This is a genomic window from Pseudomonas sp. 910_23, from assembly GCF_052850795.1.
The window spans coordinates 181,015-205,046 of sequence record NZ_VXCZ01000002.1 but is presented as its reverse complement, the minus strand read 5'-3'; the positions used below and the strand labels follow the sequence as shown (position 1 = coordinate 205,046).

The window sequence follows — 24,032 nt, the reverse complement described above, 5'->3', positions numbered from 1 at the left end:
GAGAGGACTGATCATGGTCTTGCGCTCGGAAATTCTGGTGAACAAAAACGTGCTGCCTACTCAAGAACAAGCTTTGCCTGGCCGTGAAACCCCGATGAAGTTGCCGGAAACGCACTTCGTCAACGGCAACCCGCTGCTGGGTCCGTTTATTGATGACGTCGGTTTTGCGATCTTCGGCCTGGGTTGTTTCTGGGGCGCTGAACGTAAATTCTGGGAACGCGACGGCGTGGTCAGCACGGTGGTCGGCTACGCCGGCGGCTACACGCCGAACCCGACCTACGAAGAAGTCTGCTCAGGCCTGACCGGCCATAGCGAAGTGGTACTGGTGGTGTATGACCAGGCCAAGGTCAAGTACGAAGACTTGCTGAAGATGTTCTGGGAATTGCACAACCCGACCCAGGGCATGCGCCAGGGCAACGATATTGGCAGCCAGTACCGCTCGGTGATTTATGCCACCACGCCTGAACAATTGGCGGCGGCCAAAACCAGTGCCGAGGCTTATCAGCAAGAGCTGAACAAGGCCGGCCTGGGTGAGATCACCACGGAAATCGAAGAAGCACCGACGGTGTACTTTGCCGAGGCGTATCACCAGCAGTACCTGGCGAAGAACCCGCAGGGTTACTGCGGGATCGGCGGTACGGGCGTGACCTGTCCGATCTAAAGGACGATACAGATCAAAATGTGGGAGCGGGCTTGCTCGGCGCCACGTTGACGATGTGACCGGGTGGTTGGGTGGTTGGGCCGAGTACATATCCGTTATTTAGGTAACGGCCACTTAGGGTTCCGCTCTTACAGCGGGTCACTTTTGGAAAAGAGCCCCAAAAGTAACCAAAAGGGCTCTTGCCCCACCACTCGGCACCTCGCCTAGGCTCGGTGTGCCCGTAATCCGACATTGATTTGGGGGGCCGCCGCCACGCGCCATCCATGGCGCGGGGCGGCTAAACCGGCATCCCTGCCGGTTTACCCCCCAAATCCATGTCGAATTCCGGCCAGCGTGGTTTAACGGGGCGCCTGAGATCAAAATCAAAAGCACAGCGAGGCGGCCTTATAGCCGACCTGATCGTTGAAGCGTGCGCGTACCCCTGTGGGAGCGGGCTTGCTCGCGAAAGCGGTGGGTCAGTCAACCCCGTTGTTTGCTGGGCCGACGCCTTCGCGAGCAAGCCCGCTCCCACATTTGATCTTCGCTACATTGAGCATTTCGTTCACTTAACTGACCCGCCCCCACAGAAAAGCAGCAGCGCCGTCAGCGTAACCACGATGCGAAGCGAGCCGCTCGTGATCTTGCTTTTGATCTCAGGCGCCCCGTTAAACCACGCTGGCCGAACGCAGGCTTGAATCCGTGGGTAACCCGGCAGGACGCCGGGTTAGCCGCACTGGGCCATGGATGGCCCATTGCGGCGGCCCACGGATTCAAGCCTTCGTTCGGGCACACCGAGCCACAGCGAGGTGCCGAGTGGTGGGGCAAGAGCCCTTTTGGTTACTTTTGGCTGGGCCGGCATTCCGGTCCTTCCAAAAGTGACCCGCTGTAAGAGCGGAACCCTAAGTGGCCGTTACCTAAATAACGGATATGTACTCGGTCAAAAACCCAACATCCTGGCCAGCTGTCAGGCCGTCACGGGAGCAAGCTCCCTCACCACAGGTTCAGGGCCACGCCAAGATTGCTGCGCGACAGCGTCACATCGAAGATGTGGTGGGAACTCCCACATTGGGTCCTGCGCTTAGCTTGAGAATCAGTTACTCAGCGATAAGCCAATCCATCTGCCACCCACCCTGGGTCTGCCCAAGTTTCTTGGACAGCCACGGCAGCAGCTCACGCAACTCCTCTTCCAGGCCCCACGGCGGGTTGGCAATCGCCAGGCCCGAGCCGGTCAGGGTGTTGGGCGTGTCCAGTGGATGCACCAGCAGTTCCACCCGCAGCAACTTCGGCGCACCGGTACCGGCCAAGTCCTGGTAGAAGCGGCGCAACATGCGCTGGTCCTTCACCGGGTACCAGATCGCCGCGACCGTCTGGCGCATGCGGCTGACGGCTTCCTTGAGGGACGCCGCACAACGCTGCATTTCGTCGAGCTTCTCGAACGGCGGATCGATCAGCATCAACGCGCGTTTTTCCGGCACCGGCAACAAGGCACGCGGCACATGCCAGCCTTCGCCCAGATGCACTTTGACCCGGCGATCACTCTTCATATTGTCCTTGAGCAGCACGCCATCTTCGGGGTGCTTCTCGTTGAGCAGCACACGGTCCTGGGGACGCGTGAGGCGTCGCGCCAGCTCCGGCGAGCCCGGGTAGTAGCGCAACTGGCCGTCCGGGTTCATCTCGTGCAGCACGCGCATGTAGTCCGCGGTGAGCGGCGGCAGGTCGCTTGCGCCCCACAGGCGAGCGATGCCTTCCAGGTATTCACCGGTGCGGTTGGCCTGGTCGCCCTGCAAGTCGTACAGGCCAATGCCGGCATGGGTGTCGAGGTAGGCGAACGGCTGCTCCTTGCGCGACATCAGGGCGATGAGGCGGGTCAAGGTCAGGTGTTTGAAGACATCGGCATGGTTGCCGGCGTGAAAGGCGTGACGATAATTCATGGTTGCTCCTGCGCAGGGGGCGAAGTTTACCTTCTACCGGTGCAAAGGTGCAGGGCCGCATGGCGGGCGGTACGGATATCACGCGAGCCTCATGGGTTTAACTCAGTTGTACGCCAAGGTAGTCCGCCACCTCGGCATGGCTGATATCCGGCCTGCGTGCGAAGTAGGCGACCTTGTGCTGCAGGATCGTGGGTGTAAACGCAGTGTATAAGTCGGGACGCTGCTCCTGAAGCCATTGCAACAGGTTGTCGATCAGCACCTGGGGCGAGTGTTGCGCCAGGCTTGCCAACAATGGCGCCGGCACTCGCCACCAAGGGCTGGGTTTGGCCGCAGCCACCTGGCGGGGCGAGACTGCCAACGACTGTCCATTGATTAAGTAACGCTGGAATACCGACAGCACAGTTGCGGCATCGTCACCCAACTGCTGCAACATCGGCAAAAACTGCGCGCCATCCCAGAAGCGCAAAAATACCGGCTGGTCTTCAGGCAGGTACACCTGGGTCAAACCCTTCAAGTGATCGATCACAACCTCCAACGGGCACGAAGACACCGCCAGCCAGCCCCAGTCCACGGCCTGGGTGGTGGCTACCCAGTCGAGAAAAGCACTGCCAGGCTCGACAACGCCAACATAAGGCATCACCTCATTCCAATCGGCATAGGGCGTGCCCGCCCACACCGGTTGCGGCGGTGGTGCGACCGCCATGGTTTGCCAGGCTGCAAACGGCTTGGACTCGCTGGTGTTGCCCATGACGACGTATAGCTGCTCATCAGGCTGCAACGGTTTTTGGGCCAGCCAGGCGCGGGGCGTCAAGGGTGAGGCCATCAGGGGAAACTCCGTGCGTGGGCGCTGATATCGCACTGCCCGTTTTTGCAGCGCTCACACTCTTCGCAAAACGGCGCACTGCGCTTGAGGCTGGCCACTTGCGCAGGGCTTAGCGGCGCGGGAATAACGGCCAACAATGTTTCCTTCACTCCCGGCATTAACGGCGGCGCCGCCGGAACAGGCGCGCCGCCTGGCTGGATTGGCACACTGCTGAATATCCCGTCCGCCGACAGCGTGATCGACTGCCCGCCCGCTTGAATCGTCACGCTGGCCCCCGCATCAATGACGATGCTTTGCCCAGCGCCCAATTGAATGGTCTGCCCGGCACGCATGTACTGCGAACCGCCGACCGCCAGATGATCATCCTGCTTGAGTTCAGTGAGGCGGTTGCCATGGGTGATGCGCCGCTCTTCACCCTGCAACTCATGGTGCGACTCGCCGCCCACCCGCACACGACGCTGGTTATCGACCTGCACCTGTTGGTCATTGAGCACATGCTGGGTCCAGTCCCGCTGGGCGCGCAGGTAGATTTCCTCGGCCCCCTTACGGTCTTCGATGCGCAGTTCGTTGTAGCCTCCACCGCCCGGGCTGCTCTGGCTACGCAGGATACTGCGGGTCTTGTCCGCCGGCAGGTCGAGGGGCATCGGCGTGGCGGCATTAGGCAGGCACCCCACCACCAGCGGCATATCCAAATCACCATTGACGAAGCCCACCAGCACCTCCATGCCGACCCTGGGGATCAGCACCACACCATAGCGGTCATGGGCCCAGCCGCTGGCCACCCGCAGCCAGCAACTGGAATGATCGTTGTGCTCGCCGATGCGATCCCACGCCATCTGCACCTTTACCCGTCCGTATTCGTCGCAATGGATCTCACTGCCAACCGGGCCAGTGACCACTGCGCTTTGGTAACCCGATATCGTCGGGCGCGGCTGCTCAGGCAAGGGCGGGCGAAAGATTGCATCCCACGGCGTGGCAACAAAGGTGTTGCCATACCCCTGACGAAACGCCCCGCCAACCACCTCGGTGACCGCTTCCTCCAGCACCTGGGGCTGTTTGCCTTCGTGGGTGACTTGGGTGACCAACCATAAGTCATTCCACTCCTCGCGCGGGTGCTCCCTCAATTGCAGGAACCTGCCGCCGGCCAAGGCCGGCTCGTCGCTTTGCCCCTGGGCGATGCGGTAGTCGCTGCGGTGCCGCTCCAGGCTACGCTGGGCGAGGTATTTGCCATGGGCCCGGTCGGAAAAATAGCCGGGGAACTGCTGCGCCTCAAGCTTGGGCAACTGCGCGTCGGCCGCCGTGCTTTGCAGCTCGAGGTGCGGTTTGCAAAAGTCGTAATCGCGCAGATTGACCGCCGTGGTGCGGGTTGCCAATTGCAGTGTGAAACGCTTGATCGCCGGCGCCTGGGCAACCATGCCCGACCCAGGCCGGTACGGTGTGGGCTGATCGACCTGGGCAAATACCGTCTGGTCATCGCCAAACACCAGCAAATGAGCATCGGGGCAATGCTGAAAGTGATAGTGAATGCCGACTTCGGCACACAGGCGTTGGATGAACGCCAGATCCGTCTCACCGAATTGCACGCAATACTCACGCTCAGGGTATTGACCGCTCAGCCGGAACTCAAAGCTGTCACTGTGGATGCCCTGCCCCGCCAACACCTGCGCAACGATCTGCGGCACCGTCTGATGCTGGAAAATCCGCTGATGACTGCTGTGCGCCAGATACGCCAGGTGCGGCGCCAGGCTGAGCTGGTAGCGTGTCAGGCGCCGTCCGGAATCGCCCTGGGCGACCCGGTACACCAGGCCATGCACACCATGGCCGCGGTCATCGAAACCCAGGTATACCTGACGATGCAGCAAGCTCTCCAGGTCGATATCCGGCTGCTCGCTGACCAGCTCAAGTTCGAAACGGTAAGGCTGGCTGATGGCCTCGGAGCCACTGAACTCATACACCTTGAGGTCACTGGGCGCCCCATCCAGGGCCAGGGTAAATGCACTTTGGTTGGCAGGAGCGAACATCCGGTGTTTCTCTGCGAAGGGTGGCAGCCGATTCTGCACCAGCTTTTTGCCCGGCCGGGCGTATCGCAGCCAAATAAGTAAGGTCCTACCTGTGCCTTCATCCAGCCACCCTCGAAGGCAACCAGGCGAACTGGCCGAAACAAAAACGGCCCGCCATCCAAAGGACGCGGGCCGTTTTTGTTTCAACTGGACAGGCGCTCAATGCCCGGCGCAGTTATTTGTTGAGGTTGTAGTCTTTTTCCGCAGCATCAAAACGCTCGACCATACCAACCGTCGGTGCGCCCATCTTGCTCACGAAGTAGATCGCCAGGCTGGCGAAGATGAAGCCTGGGATGATTTCGTACAGACCCAGCAGTTCAAAGTGCTTCCACACGATCACGGTGATCGCGCCGACCAGGATGCCGGCCAGTGCGCCGTTGCGGGTCATGTTTTTCCAGATCACCGAGATCAGCACCACAGGGCCGAACGCAGCGCCGAAACCGGCCCAGGCGTAGCTGACCAGGCCCAGGACGCGGTTTTCCGGGTTGGCGGCCATGGCGATGGCGATCAAGGCCACTACCAGCACCATGATTCGGCCAACCCATACCAGCTCAAGCTGGGAAGCGCCTTTGCGCAGGAACGCTTTGTAGAAGTCTTCAGTCAGGGCGCTGGAGCACACCAGCAGTTGGCAGCTCAGGGTACTCATCACAGCCGCCAGAATGGCCGACAGCAACACACCGGCAACCCATGGGTTGAACAGGATTTTGGCCAGTTCGATAAACACACGCTCAGGGTTTTCGGTCACCGGGCCTGCCACTTCCGGATGCGCCGAGAAGTAGGCGATACCGAAGAAGCCCACTGCCACGGTGCCGCCCAGGCACAGGATCATCCAGGTCATGGAGATGCGACGCGCCTTGGCAATCGACTTCACCGAGTCGGCCGCCATGAAACGCGCCAGGATGTGCGGCTGGCCGAAGTAGCCCAGGCCCCAGCCCATCAGCGAGATGATGCCGATGAAGGTGGTGTTTTTCAGCATGTCGAAGTTGGTCGGGTCTTTGGCTTCGATGGCCAGGAACGTGGTGTCCACACCGCCGGTGGCCAGCAGCACGATGATCGGCGTCAGGATCAGCGCGAAGATCATCAGCGTGGCTTGTACGGTGTCGGTCCAGCTGACCGCCAGGAAACCACCGATAAAGGTGTAGGCAATCGTTGCCGCAGCACCGGCCCACAGCGCGGTCTCGTAGGACATGCCGAAGGTGCTTTCGAACAGGCGGGCACCGGCGACAATGCCGGAGGCGCAATAGATGGTGAAGAACACCAGGATCACCACTGCCGAGATGATCCGCAGCAGGCCGCTTTTATCTTCGAAGCGGCTGGAGAAGTAATCCGGCAGGGTCAGGGCGTCGCCGTTGTGTTCGGTCTGCACCCGCAGGCGGCCAGCCACGAACAACCAGTTGAGGTAAGCACCGGCGATCAGGCCGATGGCAATCCAGCTTTCCGACAGGCCGGACATGTAGATGGCGCCCGGCAGGCCCATCAACAACCAGCCGCTCATGTCGGAAGCACCGGCCGACAAAGCTGTCACCACGCTACCAAGGCTGCGACCGCCGAGGATGTAATCGGAAAGGTTGTTGGTGGAGCGATAGGCCATCAAGCCGATCAGCACCATTGCTGCGATGTAGATCACGAACGTGATCAGGGTTGGATTGCTAACGCTCATATGAGTGACGCCCTGGCTTTGTTTTTATGTAGCGACGGTCTGTCAGATCGCCACTGGTGGATAACCGAGTAGACGAGCCTGCTAGCCGCGCATTTATGACTGGCGTTTCCCCAGGAAAGCCGCCAGCCGATGAACCAAACCTTAGAGGTGGTTGCACCTTGGTGCGCGAATGCTATTCAACAAAGCAAATAAGGTGCAACCAGTTTCTTGCGAATAAGTTGCACCCAGGCGCGATTTAGGACAAACGCCGTGTTTTTGCTCCTTTTCGGAGCAAGAACAGCCGATCTCAGAAGCAAATGCACCAATGCCAGGCGAATTTTGTCGAAGGCCAGTTTTTTTCCGATCAACCGTCGAAAATTTCCTGAACAAAAGGGTTGCACCCGGTTGCACCTCTGCATGGGCAAAGCTAATCTTGCCGCCAGCAGATGCCACTCGGTAGTGGCACCCATGAGGATAAGAAAATGGCAACGACCACCCTTGGGGTCAAACTCGACGACCCGACCCGCGAGCGCCTGAAAGCCGCCGCGACCTCCATTGATCGCACGCCGCACTGGCTGATCAAGCAGGCAATTTTCAATTACCTGGAGAAACTCGAGGGTGGTGCAACCCTGTCCGAGCTCAATGGCTTGAGCAGCAAGGACGCCGAAGACGCGGGCGAGATTCAGGCTGACCACGCCCACCAGTGCTTCCTTGAGTTCGCTGAAAGCATCCTGCCGCAATCGGTACTGCGCGCTTCGATCACCGCCGCTTACCGCCGTCCGGAACCGGAAGTGGTACCGATGCTGATCGAGCAGGCGCGCCTGCCGGCAGACATGGCCGAAGCCACCAACAAGCTGGCCGCCACCATTGCCGAAAAACTGCGCAACCAGAAGAGCGCCGGCGGCCGTGCCGGTATCGTCCAGGGCTTGCTGCAGGAATTCTCCCTGTCGTCCCAGGAAGGCGTGGCGCTGATGTGCCTGGCCGAAGCGCTGCTGCGCATCCCGGACAAAGGCACCCGTGACGCGCTGATCCGCGACAAGATCAGCACCGGCAACTGGCAGCCGCACCTGGGCAACAGCCCGTCGCTGTTCGTTAACGCCGCCACTTGGGGCCTGTTGTTGACCGGCAAACTGGTCGCCACCCACAACGAAGCGGGCCTGACCTCCTCCCTGAGCCGCATCATCGGCAAAAGCGGCGAGCCGATGATCCGCAAGGGCGTCGACATGGCCATGCGTCTGATGGGCGAACAGTTCGTCACCGGCGAAACCATCGCCGAAGCCCTGGCCAATGCGAGCAAGTTCGAAGCCAAGGGCTTCCGCTACTCCTACGACATGCTCGGTGAGGCCGCCCTCACCGAACACGATGCCCAGAAGTACCTGGCATCGTATGAACAAGCCATTCACTCCATCGGCAAAGCCTCCCATGGCCGTGGGATCTATGAAGGCCCTGGCATCTCCATCAAGCTCTCCGCCCTGCACCCGCGCTACAGCCGTGCGCAGTACGAGCGCGTGATGGACGAACTGTACCCGCGCCTGCTGTCGCTGACCTTGCTGGCCAAGCAATACGACATCGGCCTGAACATCGACGCCGAAGAAGCCGACCGCCTGGAACTGTCCCTGGACCTGCTGGAGCGTCTGTGTTTCGAGCCGCAACTGACCGGCTGGAACGGTATCGGTTTTGTGATCCAGGCTTACCAGAAGCGTTGCCCGTATGTGATCGACTACGTCATCGACCTGGCCCGCCGCAGCCGCCATCGCCTGATGATCCGCCTGGTAAAAGGCGCGTACTGGGACAGCGAAATCAAACGCGCCCAGGTCGAGGGCCTGGAAGGCTACCCGGTGTACACCCGCAAGGTGTACACCGACGTTTCCTACATTGCCTGCGCACGCAAACTGCTGTCGGTGCCGGAAGCCATCTACCCGCAGTTCGCCACGCACAACGCCCACACCTTGTCGGCCATCTACCATATCGCCGGTCAGAACTATTACCCCGGCCAGTACGAGTTCCAATGCCTGCACGGCATGGGTGAACCGCTGTACGAACAAGTGGTGGGCAAGGTTTCCGAAGGCAAGCTGAACCGTCCGTGCCGTGTGTACGCGCCGGTCGGCACCCACGAAACGCTGCTGGCCTACCTGGTACGCCGCCTGTTGGAAAACGGCGCCAACACCTCGTTCGTCAACCGCATCGCCGACCAATCCATCTCGATCCAGGAGCTGGTGGCCGATCCAGTGGCCAGCATCGAGCAGATGGCCACGCTGGAAGGCGGCTTCGGCTTGCCGCACCCGCGTATTCCACTGCCGCGTGACCTGTATGGCAGCGACCGCGCCAACTCGGCCGGTATCGACCTGGCCAACGAACACCGTCTGGCGTCGTTGTCCTGCGCCTTGCTGGCTACCGCCCACAACAATTGGAAAGCCGCGCCGATGCTCGGTTGCGCCTCCAGCCAGGAAGCGGCACAGCCGGTGCTGAACCCGTCCGACCTGCGTGATGTGGTCGGCCACGTACAGGAAGCTACCGTCGAAGACGTTGACAACGCGATCCAGTGCGCGATCAGCGCCGCACCGATCTGGCAGGCCACCCCGCCCGCCGAACGCGCCGCGATCCTGGAACGCGCCGCCGACCTGATGGAAGGCGAGATCCAGCCGCTGATGGGCCTGCTGGCCCGTGAAGCCGGCAAGACCTTCGCCAACGCCATCGCCGAAGTGCGTGAAGCCGTGGACTTCCTGCGTTACTACGCGGTGCAGGCGCGCAACGATTTCACCAACGATGCCCATCGCCCACTGGGCCCGGTGGTCTGCATCAGCCCGTGGAACTTCCCGCTGGCGATCTTCAGCGGCCAAGTCGCGGCTGCCCTGGCTGCCGGTAACCCGGTGCTGGCCAAGCCTGCCGAACAAACCCCGCTGGTCGCCGCCCAAGCCGTGCGCATCCTGCTCGAAGCCGGCATTCCCGAGGGCGTGCTGCAGCTGCTACCGGGCCAAGGCGAAAGCGTCGGCGCCCGCCTGGTGGGTGATGATCGCGTCAAAGGCGTGATGTTCACCGGTTCCACCGAAGTTGCTCGCTTGTTGCAACGCAATGTCGCAGGGCGCCTGGATGCCCAGGGTCGCCCGATCCCGCTGATCGCCGAAACCGGTGGCCAGAACGCGATGATCGTTGATTCGTCGGCGCTCACCGAACAGGTGGTGATCGACGTGGTGTCGTCGGCTTTCGACAGCGCCGGCCAACGTTGCTCGGCCTTGCGTGTACTGTGCCTGCAGGAAGATTCGGCAGACCGCGTCATCGAAATGCTCAAGGGCGCCATGGCTGAATGCCGTCTGGGCAACCCGGAGCGCCTGTCGGTGGATATCGGCCCAGTGATCGACGCCGAAGCCAAGGCCGGCATCGAGAAACACATCCAGGCCATGCGCGACAAAGGCCGCAACGTTTATCAGGTTGCAATTGCCGATGGCGAAGAGATCAAGCGCGGCACCTTTGTGATGCCAACCCTGATCGAGCTGGAAAGCTTCGACGAATTGCAACGTGAGATTTTCGGCCCGGTACTGCACGTGGTGCGCTACAAGCGCAAAGAGATCGACCAGTTGATCGGCCAGATCAATGCGTCGGGCTATGGCCTGACCCTGGGCGTGCATACCCGCATCGACGAGACCATCGCCAAGGTGATCGACAACGTCAACGCCGGTAACGTCTACGTCAACCGCAACATCGTGGGTGCCGTGGTCGGCGTGCAGCCGTTCGGCGGCGAAGGCCTGTCGGGCACTGGCCCGAAAGCCGGCGGCCCGCTGTACCTGTACCGCCTGCTGTCGACTCGCCCTACCGATGCGATCGAGCAATCCTTCGTACGTGGCGACGCATTGACTGCACCGGACGTACGCCTGCGCGACGCCATGAGCCAACCGCTGACCGCCCTGAAAACCTGGGCCGACAGCCATAAGTTCAGTGAGCTGAGCGCGCTGTGCACGCAATTCGCGGCGCAGTCGCAAAGCGGTGTCACCCGGCAACTGGCCGGCCCGACCGGTGAGCGCAACAGCTACGCAATCCTGCCACGTGAACACGTGCTGTGCCTGGCTGAAGTGGAAGGCGATCTGCTGACCCAACTGGCGGCAGTGCTGGCCGTCGGCGGTTCGGCGGTATGGCCGGAAACCGAGCTGACCAAGGCTCTGTTCCCACGCCTGCCGCGAGACATTCAGGCGAAGATCAAGCGCGTGGCCGACTGGACCAAGGACGACGTAGTGTTTGACGCCGTGCTGCATCACGGTGATTCCGACCAATTGCGTGCGGTGTGCCAGCAAGTGGCGCAGCGCGGTGGGGCGATTGTCGGGGTGCATGGGATGTCTCAGGGTGAGACGGCCATTGCCCTGGAGCGCCTGGTGATTGAGCGGGCGTTGAGTGTTAATACCGCTGCGGCAGGTGGTAACGCCAGCCTGATGACCATCGGTTAAAACCTGTGGGAGGGGGCTTGCTCCCGATAGCGGAGTGTCAGTCAGCACATTGGACACTGACACACTGCTATCGGGAGCAAGCCCCCTCCCACATTGACTGCATTTCAATTCCCTGCCTGCGTTTTGCCCTTCTATCACTTAGATCAATCTTGCTATCCAGCCTCTATTCACGCGCTTAGACTCAGGCCAATTCCTTCAAAGGTAATCCGCCATGTCCGAGACGCTGCTCAGTTCCCGCAATCTGGCTTTCGAGCTGTACGAAGTCCTCGATGCCGAGGGCCTGACCCAGCGTGAGCGGTTTGCCGAACACAACCGCGAAACCTTCGACGCTGCGATCAGCACGGCGCGCAGCATCGCCGAAAAGTACTTCGCCCCCCACAACCGCAAGAACGACGAAAACGAACCGCGTTATGAGAACGGCCAAGCGATCCTGATCCCGGAAGTCAAACCCGCCGTAGACGCCTTCCTGGAGGCCGGTTTCCTCAACGCAGCCCGCAGTTTCGAAGCAGGCGGCATGCAACTGCCGACCTTGCTGTCCCAAGCCTGCTTCGCCCACTTTCAAGCGGCCAACGCCGCATCGACCTCCTACCCGTTCCTGACCATGGGCGCCGCCAATCTGATCGAAAGCTTCGGCACCGAGGAGCAGAAACAGCGCTTCCTGCAACCGATGATCGACGGGCGCTTCTTCGGCACAATGGCCCTGACCGAGCCCCACGCCGGCTCCTCGCTGTCAGATATTCGTACCCGCGCAGAACCGGCGGCTGACGGCAGTTATCGCCTCAAAGGCAACAAGATCTTCATCTCCGGTGGCGACCACTCGCTGTCGGAAAACATCGTGCATATGGTGCTGGCCAAATTGCCGGACGCACCCGCGGGCGTGAAGGGCATTTCGCTGTTTATCGTGCCCAAGTTCCTGGTCAACGATGACGGCAGCCTGGGCGAACGCAACGATGTGCTGCTGGCCGGGCTGTTTCACAAGATGGGCTGGCGCGGCACCACGTCCACGGCGCTCAACTTCGGCGATAACGGCAACTGCGTCGGCTACTTGGTGGGCAAACCGCACCAGGGCCTGAGCTGCATGTTCCAGATGATGAATGAAGCACGCATTGGCGTGGGCATGGGCGCGGTGATGCTTGGTTACGCCGGCTACCTCTACTCGCTGGGCTACGCCCGCGAACGGCCCCAGGGTCGCCTGCCCGATAGCAAAGACCCAGGCACCGCACCAGTGGCGATCATTCAGCACGCCGACATCAAGCGCATGTTGCTGACCCAGAAAGCCTATGTGGAAGGCGCCTTTGACCTGGGCCTTTACGCAGCCCGACTGTTTGACGACACCACCACCCTGGCAACCGACACCGAGCGCAAGCACGCCCACGAACTGCTGGACCTGCTCACCCCCATCGTCAAATCCTGGCCGTCGGAGTTTTGCCTCAAGGCCAACGAACTGGCGATCCAGATTCTCGGCGGCCACGGCTACACCCGCGAATACCCGGTGGAGCAGTACTACCGCGACAACCGCTTGAACCCGATCCATGAAGGCACCCACGGCATCCAGTCCCTGGACTTGCTTGGGCGCAAATTGGCGCAGAACGGCGGTGCCGGCTTGAAGCAATTGATTCGCCTGATCACCGAAACCGGAGCCCGTGCGCAGAAGTACCCGTCACTTACGGCACTGCGAGAGCCGTTGGAGCAACTGGTCAATCGACTGCAAGGCGTCACGATTGGCCTGCTGACCGATCTCGCCCAGGGCAAGGTCAACAGCAGCCTGGCGAACTCGGCGCTGTACTTGAAAGTATTCGGGCATACGGTGATCGGCTGGCGCTGGCTGGAACAGGCGATCCGCGCTGAAGAAGGGCTGGCCAAGGGTGACGCGGCCGATGCGGCCTTCTACAAGGGCAAGCTCCAGGCCGCCCGGTACTTCCTGACCTGGGAAGTACCGAGCTGCCATCACGAACTGGCAATTCTTGAGGCACGCGACGATACGTGCCTGGGGATGCAGGATGAGTGGTTCTAAGGCTGGATCGCCTTGGCAATCACCTCGACCGTGGCGCTGACTTGCTCTTGGTAACGGTCGAGTTCCTGCTGGTGAGCCTGTTGCATTTCGATCTGCTCGGCGCACAGGTTCAGCGCGGCCAGTACCAATAATTTGTCACCGATCAGGGTCGGGTACTTTTTCTTGGTAACCGCCAGGGAAGCCTTGAGCATGGTCACGGCATGCATCAGGGTCTGATCTTCGCCGGCCGGTGCCTTGATCGAGTAATCCTCTCCGAGAATCGAAACGACCTTTATCCCCTCATTCATGCGCTGACAGGCCCTGCACTCACACGCTCAACCAGGGCCTGGATGCGGGCGGCGGTGGCGCCGTGCTTTTCTTCCTGCTCCATCAGGTTCAGTTGCAGGCTGTCGTTTTCATCCTTGGCGCGAGCCAGTTCGGCCTTGAGGGATTCGTTGCTGCCCAGCAGCTCTTGATTCTGCTGTACCAGGTCGCTGACCAGTTGTTCCAATTGGCTGAGAGATGCTTCTAACATTTTGATTTCCCGGGCTTTTAAAAGGGCGGTGACGATAAAGAAAATTCACCTCGGATGCCAGGGATATCCCCGGCGTGCAGCCCGATTTATCGGGGCCGGGCCGCACTTTCGAGCCTTAGTGACTGCAATTACCCGATCTGGTTCCTCCCATGCCCCCAACCCTTGGTCAGATGCGACAAAAGCGCGCAGCCCCTTAAGACTTTAGTCGCAGGGCCGATAACGCAGGCACACCTCGTCTCATGGCCGCCCGGATCGCGCTTCCCCCCAGGATTCCAGCATGTCTCTTCGTAATATGAATATCGCCCCGAGGGCCTTCCTCGGCTTCGCGTTTATTGGCGCCCTGATGTTGTTGCTGGGTGTGTTCGCCCTGAACCAGATGAGCAAGATTCGCGCAGCCACCGAAGACATCACCTCAGCCAGCGTGCCAAGCATTCGTGCCCTCGACGAATTCACCCAACTGACCCTGCGCCTGCGCGTGCTGTCGTACCGCTTGCTGACCAACCGCGAGCCGGATGTACAGCAAAAGACTCTGGAAGCCTTCGAGTTGCGCAATCAGCAGATTCGCACGGCCCAGGGCGTCTACGAAAAACTCATCACCAGTACCCAGGAACGCAACGCCTACGACGAATACGTGCGCCTGCTGGGCCAGTACCACCAGATTGAAGAGCGCATGAAGAGCCTGTCACGCGCCAATCAGGTCGACGAGCTGCGCAACTTGCTGAACACCGAACTGCTGAATAACTCCGAGCAGGTCAACGCGGTATTGAGTCGCTTGCTGGATATCAATAACGACGACGCCAACGCCACCAACCAGCAAGCCAAAGACCAATACGACATGGCCTTCGACCTGGTGGTGGGCCTGCTGGTGGTTGCCACGGCGCTGACCGTGTTGTTCGCCTGGTTGCTGACCCGCAGCATCACCCTGCCCATCGCCCGTGCCCTTGAAGCCGCGGAAGAAGTGGCCGAAGGCAACCTCACACGCCCAATCACCGTGGACGGCAACGATGAGGCCGGGCGCCTGCTCGCCGCCATGGCCAAGATGCAAAACAAGCTGCGCGACACCCTGCAACGCATCGCCGGCTCCGCCACTCAGTTGGCGTCTGCCGCCGAAGAGCTGAACGCCGTCACCGACGAAAGCGCCCGTGGCCTGACCCAGCAAAACAATGAAATCGAACAAGCCGCCACCGCAGTCAACGAGATGACCAGCGCCGTCGAAGAAGTCGCACGCAATGCCGTGAGCACTTCCGAAGCTTCGCGCAACGCCACCACCTCTGCCGGTGATGGTCGTGACCTGGTGCAGGAAACCGTCAGCGCCATCGAACGCATGAGCGCTGACGTGCAGGCCACCGCCTCCCTGATTGGCGACCTGGCCAATGAATCGCGGGATATCGGCAAAGTGCTGGACGTGATTCGCGGCCTGGCCGACCAGACCAACCTGCTGGCCCTGAACGCGGCGATTGAAGCCGCACGCGCCGGGGAAGCCGGACGTGGTTTCGCCGTAGTGGCCGACGAGGTGCGAGCGCTGGCCCATCGCACCCAGCAATCCACCAGCGAGATCGAGCGCATGATCGGCAGTATCCAGACGGGTACTGAGCACGCAGTGGATTCGATGCGAAACAGCACCGAGCGGGCCGAATCGACGCTGAACATCGCCAAGGGCGCGGGCATGTCGCTGGACACCATCAACACCGCAATTGTCGAGATCAACGAGCGCAACCTGGTGATCGCCAGCGCGGCGGAAGAACAGGCCCAGGTGGCGCGGGAAGTGGACCGTAATCTGGTGAATATTCGCGACCTGTCAGTGCAATCCGCTACGGGCGCCAGCCAGACCAGCGCCGCGAGCAGCGAATTGTCGCGCCTGGCAGTGGATCTGAATGGGATGGTAGGCCGCTTCCGTCTCTAACTGACGGCACTTGAAAATGTGGGAGGGGGCTTGCTCCCGATATAGGTATATCAGTCAACTTATCTGTGGCTGACCCACCGCTATCGGGGGCAAGCCCCCTCCCACATTTGCTTTTGCGCAAATCAGAAAAAGCTTTTTGACAGCGCAGCAATTCAACAGGTTAGAATCGCTGGCACGCAGACTGCATGGTCAGTTTGCGCCCCGCCTTCCCTGCTCTGGAGTACTGCCTTTGAATGCGACGACCATCAACAGCCTGTTCTTGATCGGCGCGTTGCTGGTAAGTGCGAGCATTCTGGTGAGTTCCCTTTCGTCCCGCCTGGGCATCCCGATCCTGGTGATCATCCTGGCCGTGGGCATGACCGCCGGTGTCGATGGCGGCGGCATCATTTTCGATAACTACCCCACTGCCTACCTGGTGGGCAACCTCGCCCTGGCCGTGATCCTGCTCGACGGCGGCTTGCGCACACGGGTGGCGAGTTTCCGCGTGGCGCTGTGGCCGGCCTTGTCCCTGGCCACGGTGGGGGTGTTGATTACCACCGGCCTCACCGGCATGGCGGCGGCCTGGCTGTTCGACCTCAATATCATCCAGGGCTTGCTGATCGGCGCCATCGTCGGCTCCACGGACGCTGCAGCGGTGTTCTCGCTGCTGGGCGGCAAGGGCCTCAACGAACGGGTCAGCGCCAGCCTGGAAATCGAATCCGGCAGCAACGACCCGATGGCGGTGTTCCTTACCGTCACCCTGATCGACATGCTCGCCAGCGGCCAGACCGGCCTGCACTGGAGCCTGTTGACTCATCTGATTCGCGAATTCGGCATCGGTGGCCTGGTGGGCCTGGGCGGCGGCTGGCTGATGCTGCAGCTGGTCAACCGCATCAACCTGGCCAACGGCCTGTACCCGATTCTGGTGATCGCCGGCGGCCTATTCGTCTTCGCCCTGACCAACGCCCTGCACGGTAGCGGCTTCCTCGCCGTGTACCTGTGCGGTCTGGTCATCGGCAACCGCCCGGTGCGCAGCCGCCATGGCATCCTGCATATGCTCGACGGCATGGCCTGGCTGGCGCAGATCGGCATGTTCCTGGTGCTGGGCCTGTTGGTCACGCCCCATGACCTGCTGCCCATCGCCTTGCCCGCGCTGGGCCTGGCGCTGTGGATGATCCTGTTTGCGCGGCCTCTTTCGGTAATGGTCGGCCTGCTGCCGTTCAAGGCCTTCCACGGGCGCGAAAAAGCCTTTATCGCCTGGGTCGGCCTGCGCGGCGCGGTGCCGATCATCCTCGCGGTGTTCCCGCTGATGGCCGGCCTGCCCCATGCGCAGCTGTACTTCAACCTGGCGTTCTTTATCGTGCTGGTGTCGCTGCTGGTGCAGGGCACAAGCCTGCCGTGGGTGGCCAAGTTGCTCAAAGTCACCGTGCCGCCGGACCCGGCACCGATTTCCCGCGCAGCCCTGGAAGTGCACGTCACCAGCGAGTGGGAGCTGTTCGTCTACCGCCTCGGCGCCGAGAAATGGTGCATCGGCGCGGCCCTGCGCGAGCTGAAAATGCCCGAAGGCACGCGCATCGCCGCGCTGTTCCGGGGCCAGCAACTGCTCCATCCGTCGGGTAGTACCGTGCTGGAAGTCGATGATTTGCTCTGTGTGATCGGCCATGAACACAACCTGCCGGCCCTGGGCAAACTGTTCAGCCAGGCACCGCAACGGGGCCTCGATTTGCGCTTCTTCGGCGACTTCGTGCTCGAAGGCGACGCCCAGCTGGGCGCGGTTTCGGCCTTGTACGGGCTCAAGCTCGAGGGTATCGACCCGGACATGCCGCTGAGTCGCTTCATCACCCAGAAGGTCGGCGGTGCACCGGTGGTGGGCGACCAGGTGGAATGGAACAACACCATCTGGACTGTCGCGGTCATGGACGGGAACAAGATTGGCAAAGTCGGCGTCAGATTCCCCGAAGGAAGTCGCCCGGGCCCCGGACTCTTCCTCTAAACTGCGGGGCAACAACGCCCCGATTCTTCACCTTGCAAGACCGGTCTCTATGCCAACCCTGCGCACTTTTATCGCCACTGCCCTGCTGGGCCTGACCCTTTGCGTCGGCGCCGTTCACGCTGCCGACCCGCCCAGCGCCGACGCCATCCAGCAAACCCTGGATAAACTGCCCGACCGCAAGCTGCCCGACGCTGACATGAAGGCGTTGCAGGGCATCCTGCAGCAGACCCTGACGTACCTGGCGAACCAGCAGGATTACGAGCAGCGCCTGGCCGATCTCAAGCGCCAGCTGGAAGAGGCCCCACGCCAGACCGCCGACAACCAGCGCGAGCTGGCCCGGCTCAAGGCCACCAAAATCATCCCCGTAGCCCAACGCTACGCCTCGCTGCCCGTGCCGCAGCTTGAGCAATTGCTGGTGCAACGCAGCACCCAGCAAGGCGACCTGCAAAAAGAGCTGGCCGACGCCAACAGCTTGACCATCGCCGCTCAGACCCGCCCCGAGCGCGCCCAGACCGAAATCAGCAGCAGCCAGACGCGCATCCAGCAGATCAACGCCACGCTCAAGCTGGGCAAAGACAACGGCAAAGCCCTCAGCGGCGACCAGCGCAACCAGTTGAACGCTGAACTGGCGGCCCTGAATGCGCTGATCCCGCTGCGTCGCCAGGAGTTGGCCGGCAACAGCCAGTTGCAAGACCTGGGCAACAGCCAGCACGACCTGATCCAGGAAAAAACCGCGCGCCTGGAGCAGGAAATCCAGGACCTGCAAACCCTGATCAACCAGAAACGCCTGGCCCAGTCCCAGCAGACGGTGACGCAACAGTCCATCGAAGCTCAGAAAGCCGGGGGCAGCAGCATCCTTGCCAAGGAAAGCGCCGACAACCTGAAGCTGTCCGACTACCTGCTCAAGAGCACTGACCGTCTCAATGACCTGACCCAGAAGAACCTGCAGACCAAGCAGCAACTGGACACGGTCAACCAGAGCGATTCGGCCCTGGACGAGCAGATCAACGTGCTCAAGGGCAGCCTGCTGCTTTCCAAGATTCTGTATAAGCAAAAACAGGCCCTGCCGCGCCTTACCGTCGACCGCGACCTGGCCGACGATATCGCCAACATTCGCCTGTACCAGTTCGAGGTCAACCAGCAGCGTGAGCTGATCAGTTCCCCCAGCGCCTATGTGGATAACCTGCTGGCCAACCAGCCACCGGACGAAGTCACGCCGCAACTGCGTCGCACCTTGCTGGAACTGGCGATCACCCGCAGCGACCTGCTGGAGCGCCTGAGCCGCGAGCTGAGTGCGCTACTGAACGAATCGATCACCCTGCAACTGAACCAGAAGCAACTGCTGAGCACCGCCACTACACTGCGCGCGACGCTTGATGAGCAGATGTTCTGGATCCCGAGCAACAAGCCGCTGGACACCGAATGGCTGGAAACCGTGCCGGCGCACCTGAGCAAGCAAGTCGCCACGCTGCCCTGGGCGTCCAGTGTCAGCGAACTGTATGACGGCCTGACCCAGCGCCCGTTGCTGTTCCTGCCGCTGCTGCTGTTGCTCGGCGCGCTGTTGTGGCGGCGCAAGGCGTTGTACCAGCGCCTGAACAAGGTCCACCTGGACATCGGTCACTTCAAGCGCGACAGCCAGTGGCATACGCCGCAGGCGATCCTGATCAATATCCTGCTGGCAATGCCGGTGTCTCTGGGCCTGGCGCTGTGCGGCTATGCATTGCAGATCGACGCCCGCGGGCAAAACGCCAACCTGGGCTCGGCCCTGCTGCAGATCGCCCAGGCGTGGCTGGTGTTCTACACCGCCTACCGCATCCTTGCGCCGGGCGGCGTGGCCGAACTGCACTTTCGCTGGGAGAAACCTCAGGTCCAGTTCCTCCAGGGCTGGATACGCAAGCTCGGGCTGGTGGTACTGGCCCTGGTGGCAGTGGTGGCGATTGCCGAACACCAACCGGCGGCACTGGCCGAAGACGTGCTGGGCATCGCCGTGGTGCTCACCTGTTATGGCTTGATGGCGTGGCTGCTGAGTCGCCTGCTGCTCAACAGCCCCACCCATGAAAAGGCCTCGCTGTTTCGCAAGGCCATCGGGCTGGTGTTCACCGCCCTGCCGATCGCGCTGTTCATCGCCGTGTGCTTTGGCTACTACTACACCGCCTTGAAACTCAGCGACCGGCTGATCAACACCCTGTACCTGCTGATGTTCTGGCTGGTGATCGAAGCCACCTTCGTGCGCGGCCTCGGCGTTGCCGCCCGGCGCCTGGCCTATGCCCGCGCCCTGGCCAAACGCCAGGCCGCCAAGGAAGCCGGTGATGGCGAAACGGTGATCGAGGAGCCGACCCTGGACATCGAACAGGTCAACGAACAGTCCATGCGCCTGATCCGCCTGGCCTTGCTCGGCGGCTTTATCGCGGCGCTGTACTGGGTGTGGTCGGACCTGATCTCGGTGTTTTCGTACCTGGATAACGTCACCCTGTACGAATACACCAGCGGTACGGGTACCAATATCAGCATGGTGCCCATCAGTATCGGCGACCTGCTCGGCGCGTCGATCATCATCGGCATCACCTTCGCCCTGGCGCGCAACCTGCCCGGCCTGCTGGAAGTGCTGGTGCTGTCCAAGCTGGACCTGGCCCAAGGCAGCGCCTATGCCACCACCACCTTGCTGTCCTACATCATTGCCGGCGTAGGGTTTGTCACCACCCTGTCCACCCTCGGCGTGAGCTGGGACAAGCTGCAATGGCTGGTTGCGGCGCTGTCGGTGGGCCTGGGCTTCGGTATGCAGGAGATCTTCGCCAACTTCATCTCCGGCATCATGATCCTGTTCGAACGCCCGGTGCGCATTGGCGACACCATCACCATCGGCAACCTGTCGGGTACGGTGAGCAAGATCCGCATTCGCGCCACCACCATCACCGACTTCGACAACAAGGACATCATTGTCCCGAACAAGACCTTTATTACCGGGCAACTGATCAACTGGTCGCTGACCGACACCATCACTCGCGTGACCCTCAAACTCGGGGTGGACTACGGCTCGGACCTGGACCTGGTGAAGGAATTGTTACTGAAGGCCGCACGGGAAAACCCGCGGGTACTGAAAGAACCCGAACCCCACGTGTACTTCCTCAACTTCGGCGAAAGCACCCTGGACCACGAGTTGCGCATGCATGTACGCGACCTGGGCGACCGCAACCCGGTGCTCGACGAGGTCAACCGCTTTATCAACCGTGAGTTCAAGAAACAGCACATCAACATCTCGTTCAGGCAGATGGAGATCTACCTGAAAAACCTCCACGGCCAGGAATACAAGCTGGTGCCGGCCGAGGATGAGCGCAAGACCATCGTCGAGCCCGTCGACAAGCCCGACGCACCAGAGCCACCCGCCGGCAAAGTGGTGGATGCGCCCGAGCCGCCACCGAGCAAACTCGACTAAACGCCCTATCCCCAGCAGAATGCTCGGACATTCTGCTGGAGATGGCCGGTGAAAGCCCTCGACGAACTGACCTTCGACAACCGCTTCGCACGCCTGGGCGACGCGTTCTCAACCCACGTATTGCCAGAGCCCCTGGACGAACCGCGCCTGGTGGTGGCCAGCAAGGCCGCCATGACGCTGCTCGACCTCGACCCGGCCGTGGCTGAAACGCCCGTGTTTGCCGAACTGTTTGGCGGCCACAAGCTGTGGGCCGAAGCCGAACCAAGGGCGATGGTCTATTCGGGGCATCAGTTTGGCGGCTACACCCCGCAATTGGGCGATGGCCGCGGGTTGTTGCTGGGCGAGGTCTACAACGACGCCGGCGAGCATTGGGATTTGCACCTCAAGGGCGCGGGGATGACGCCTTACTCGCGCATGGGCGACGGGCGTGCGGTGTTGCGCTCTTCGATCCGCGAATTCCTCGCCTCCGAAGCGCTACACGCGCTGGGCATCCCCAGCAGCCGCGCTCTATGCGTGATCGGCTCCAGCACCCCGGTCTGGCGTGAGAAACAGGAACGTGGCGCCATGGTGTTGCGCCTGGCCCATAGCCATATCCGCTTCGGGCATTTCGAATACTTCTACTACACCAAAAAGCCCGAACAGCAGGCCGAGCTGGCCGAACACGTGTTGAATCTGCATTACCCCGAGTGCCGCGAGCAGCCTGAGCCGTACCTGGCGATGTTCCGCGAAATCGTCGAGCGCAATGCCGAAATGATCGCCAAGTGGCAGGCCTATGGCTTTTGCCACGGGGTGATGAACACCGACAACATGTCGATTCTGGGCATCACCTTCGACTTCGGGCCCTTCGCGTTTCTCGATGATTTTGACGCGCACTTCATCTGCAACCACTCCGACCATGAAGGGCGCTACTCCTTCAGCAACCAGGTGCCTATCGGGCAGTGGAACCTCAGCGCCTTGGCCCAGGCGCTTACGCCGTTCATCAGCGTTGATGCCTTGAAGGAGGCACTTGGCCTGTACCTGCCGTTCTACCAGGCCCACTACCTGGACCTGATGCGCCGCCGGCTGGGGCTCACGAGCGCTGAAGAGGATGACCAGAAACTGGTGGAAGACTTGCTCAAGCTGATGCAGAACAGCGGCGTGGACTACACACTGTTCTTCCGACGCCTGGGCGATGAATCCGCGGCGCTGGCCGTGACGCGGCTACGTGACGACTTTGTCGACCTGGCCGGGTTTGATACCTGGGCCGAGCGGTACAAGGCCCGCGTTGCGCGGGACGGGGATTTCACCCAGGAACAGCGCCGTGAGCGGATGCATGCGGTGAACCCGCTCTACATCCTGCGTAACTACCTGGCCCAAAACGCCATCGCCGCCGCCGAATCAGGCGACTACAGCGAAGTGCGACGGCTGCATGAAGTGCTAACCAGGCCGTTTGAAGAGCAAGCGGGGATGGAGCAGTACGCGCAACGGCCGCCGGATTGGGGTAAGCATTTGGAGATTAGTTGTTCGTCGTAAGTCCTGAAACCCATAGCCACCCCCAAGGAGCCCCCGATGTCCGAATCTCTTGTCATCCCCTGCCCACATTGCAACGGCCTCAACCGCATCCCCGGCGAACGCCTGGGTGATGCGCCCAAGTGCGGGCGTTGCAAGCAGTCGGTGTTGCTGAGCAAACCCTTTGATTTGAAACAGGGCGACTATGCCAGCCAGATCAAGGGCGACCTGCCGCTCCTGGTCGATGTGTGGGCCGAATGGTGCGGGCCGTGCAAGTCGTTTGCGCCGGTATTCGAACAGGCAGCCGGGCAGCTGGAGGGTAAGTGCCGGCTGGCGAAGCTGGACAGTGAGGCTAATCAGCAGCTGTCGGCGCAGTTGGGGATTCGTTCTATTCCCAGTTTGATTCTGTTCAAGAACGGTCGCGAAGTGGCGCGCCAGAGCGGGGCGTTTCCGTTGCCGCAGCTGATGAGCTGGTTGCGTAGCCAGGGGGTGTAACCACCCCTTCAGAACACCGCTGGACAGTGTGGGAGGGGGCTTGCTCCCGATAGCAGTAAGCCAGTCAACTTATCAGGGGACTAACACACCGCCATCGGGAGCAAGCCCCCTCCCACATTTTGACCGCATTTCAGCCTTGGGGGAGTGGGGCTTCGCGGTCCATCATCTGGCCGACCAGCATGACGCCCAGTTCGCTTAATTGGTGAATCGCCAGAGCCACATCGCGATGTTCGCCTGTGAGGTCGTTGGACAAGTTGAGTAATAGCGTGCGCACGGAGGAGAAGATTTCGTAGCTGTTGAGCACGAGGGCTTCGGTGGGGAGGTTGGGTGAAACATTGAAAAGACGGATAGACATGCATTTGTTCCCTGATAGGGCCACTACCGTTTCGCTACTAAACGAAGGGTGGCAGCTGTACGCAGGTTAGTAGACCGGGGAACAAAGCAAAGACCGGCGCACCCGAAGGTGCCCTGCGCACAGCCACCATCAGATAGGCGATAACGCCATGCTTTTGGAGCAGGTGCACATGCTTTGGTCGGTCGGGCTACTAAACCCGATCACTGAACATTCAGCGACCGGCAAACCTTAGAGACGCCCATCCAGACGCACAAGCCGGCGGATTCTGGCGTAGCTGTAGGCAAGGTTACAAGGCACAAGCCCAATTGCCAGACCCTTCCTACAGACCC

15 protein-coding genes and 1 pseudogene are annotated in these 24,032 nt (G+C 61.2%); 9 read left to right on the top strand and 7 right to left on the bottom strand.

What is annotated here, in order from left to right:
* Nucleotides 1-13: 13 nt before the first annotated feature.
* Nucleotides 14-661, top strand: a complete 648-nt coding sequence (gene msrA, locus FW800_RS03090) for a peptide-methionine (S)-S-oxide reductase MsrA (protein ID WP_446436944.1) — start codon at nt 14-16, stop codon at nt 659-661.
* Between the two features lie 1,073 nt (nt 662-1,734).
* On the opposite strand, the gene FW800_RS03085 is transcribed toward msrA, so the two are convergent.
* From FW800_RS03085 to putP, 4 genes are all read right to left on the bottom strand, one after another.
* On the bottom strand, nt 1,735-2,571 hold the full coding sequence (locus tag FW800_RS03085; protein ID WP_446436943.1) for a 23S rRNA (adenine(2030)-N(6))-methyltransferase RlmJ: 837 nt from the start codon (nt 2,569-2,571) through the stop codon (nt 1,735-1,737).
* 97 nt (nt 2,572-2,668) lie between these two features.
* On the bottom strand, nt 2,669-3,394 hold the full coding sequence (locus FW800_RS03080; protein ID WP_446436942.1) for a DUF4123 domain-containing protein: 726 nt from the start codon (nt 3,392-3,394) through the stop codon (nt 2,669-2,671).
* Complete coding sequence (locus tag FW800_RS03075) at nt 3,394-5,415, bottom strand: type VI secretion system Vgr family protein (RefSeq protein ID WP_446436941.1); 2,022 nt, start codon at nt 5,413-5,415, stop codon at nt 3,394-3,396. The genes FW800_RS03080 and FW800_RS03075 overlap by 1 nt, the downstream gene beginning before the upstream one ends.
* A gap of 214 nt (nt 5,416-5,629) precedes the next feature.
* The gene (gene putP, locus FW800_RS03070) at nt 5,630-7,114 is read right to left on the bottom strand and encodes a sodium/proline symporter PutP (protein ID WP_446436940.1); all 1,485 of its coding nucleotides are present in this window, start codon (nt 7,112-7,114) and stop codon (nt 5,630-5,632) included.
* A 461-nt stretch (nt 7,115-7,575) separates the two neighbouring features.
* On the opposite strand from putP, the gene putA reads away from it, so the two are divergent.
* Nucleotides 7,576-11,529, top strand: a complete 3,954-nt coding sequence (gene putA / locus FW800_RS03065) for a trifunctional transcriptional regulator/proline dehydrogenase/L-glutamate gamma-semialdehyde dehydrogenase (protein WP_032878273.1) — start codon at nt 7,576-7,578, stop codon at nt 11,527-11,529.
* 211 nt (nt 11,530-11,740) lie between these two features.
* Nucleotides 11,741-13,543: an acyl-CoA dehydrogenase gene (locus FW800_RS03060; RefSeq protein WP_446436939.1), complete on the top strand. Its 1,803-nt coding sequence runs from the start codon at nt 11,741-11,743 to the stop codon at nt 13,541-13,543.
* Here the strand turns inward: FW800_RS03060 and FW800_RS03055 are convergent.
* Both FW800_RS03055 and FW800_RS03050 read right to left on the bottom strand, forming a co-directional pair.
* Complete coding sequence (locus FW800_RS03055; protein ID WP_032878275.1) at nt 13,540-13,830, bottom strand: cell division protein ZapA; 291 nt, start codon at nt 13,828-13,830, stop codon at nt 13,540-13,542. The two genes, FW800_RS03060 and FW800_RS03055, sit on opposite strands and share 4 nt — an antisense overlap.
* Nucleotides 13,827-14,057 carry a hypothetical protein gene (locus FW800_RS03050; protein ID WP_003187970.1) on the bottom strand — a complete coding sequence of 77 codons (231 nt, stop codon included), beginning with the start codon at nt 14,055-14,057 and terminating at the stop codon, nt 13,827-13,829. The genes FW800_RS03055 and FW800_RS03050 overlap by 4 nt, the downstream gene beginning before the upstream one ends.
* Before the next feature lie 277 nt (nt 14,058-14,334).
* On the opposite strand from FW800_RS03050, the pseudogene FW800_RS03045 reads away from it, so the two are divergent.
* The 6 genes and pseudogenes from FW800_RS03045 to trxC form a co-directional block, all read left to right on the top strand.
* Nucleotides 14,335-15,057, top strand: a pseudogene (locus FW800_RS03045) (MCP four helix bundle domain-containing protein); the annotation flags it as partial.
* 30 nt (nt 15,058-15,087) lie between these two features.
* The gene (locus tag FW800_RS03040; protein ID WP_372804090.1) at nt 15,088-15,960 is read left to right on the top strand and encodes a methyl-accepting chemotaxis protein; all 873 of its coding nucleotides are present in this window, start codon (nt 15,088-15,090) and stop codon (nt 15,958-15,960) included.
* Between the two features lie 229 nt (nt 15,961-16,189).
* The gene (locus FW800_RS03035) at nt 16,190-17,932 is read left to right on the top strand and encodes a potassium/proton antiporter (RefSeq protein ID WP_005784108.1); all 1,743 of its coding nucleotides are present in this window, start codon (nt 16,190-16,192) and stop codon (nt 17,930-17,932) included.
* A gap of 49 nt (nt 17,933-17,981) precedes the next feature.
* Nucleotides 17,982-21,365, top strand: a complete 3,384-nt coding sequence (gene mscK, locus FW800_RS03030; RefSeq protein ID WP_103733925.1) for a mechanosensitive channel MscK — start codon at nt 17,982-17,984, stop codon at nt 21,363-21,365.
* A 48-nt stretch (nt 21,366-21,413) separates the two neighbouring features.
* A complete protein-coding gene (gene selO, locus FW800_RS03025; protein ID WP_446436938.1) occupies nt 21,414-22,877 on the top strand; it encodes a protein adenylyltransferase SelO in 1,464 nt (487 codons plus the stop codon).
* A gap of 36 nt (nt 22,878-22,913) precedes the next feature.
* Nucleotides 22,914-23,348 (top strand): thioredoxin TrxC, encoded by a 435-nt coding sequence (gene trxC / locus FW800_RS03020; protein ID WP_032878279.1) that lies wholly within the window; start codon nt 22,914-22,916, stop codon nt 23,346-23,348.
* Nucleotides 23,349-23,478: 130 nt separating this feature from the next.
* Here trxC and FW800_RS03015 read toward each other — a convergent pair whose 3' ends face one another.
* Complete coding sequence (locus tag FW800_RS03015) at nt 23,479-23,703, bottom strand: DUF6124 family protein (protein WP_216090636.1); 225 nt, start codon at nt 23,701-23,703, stop codon at nt 23,479-23,481.
* Nucleotides 23,704-24,032: the final 329 nt, after the last annotated feature.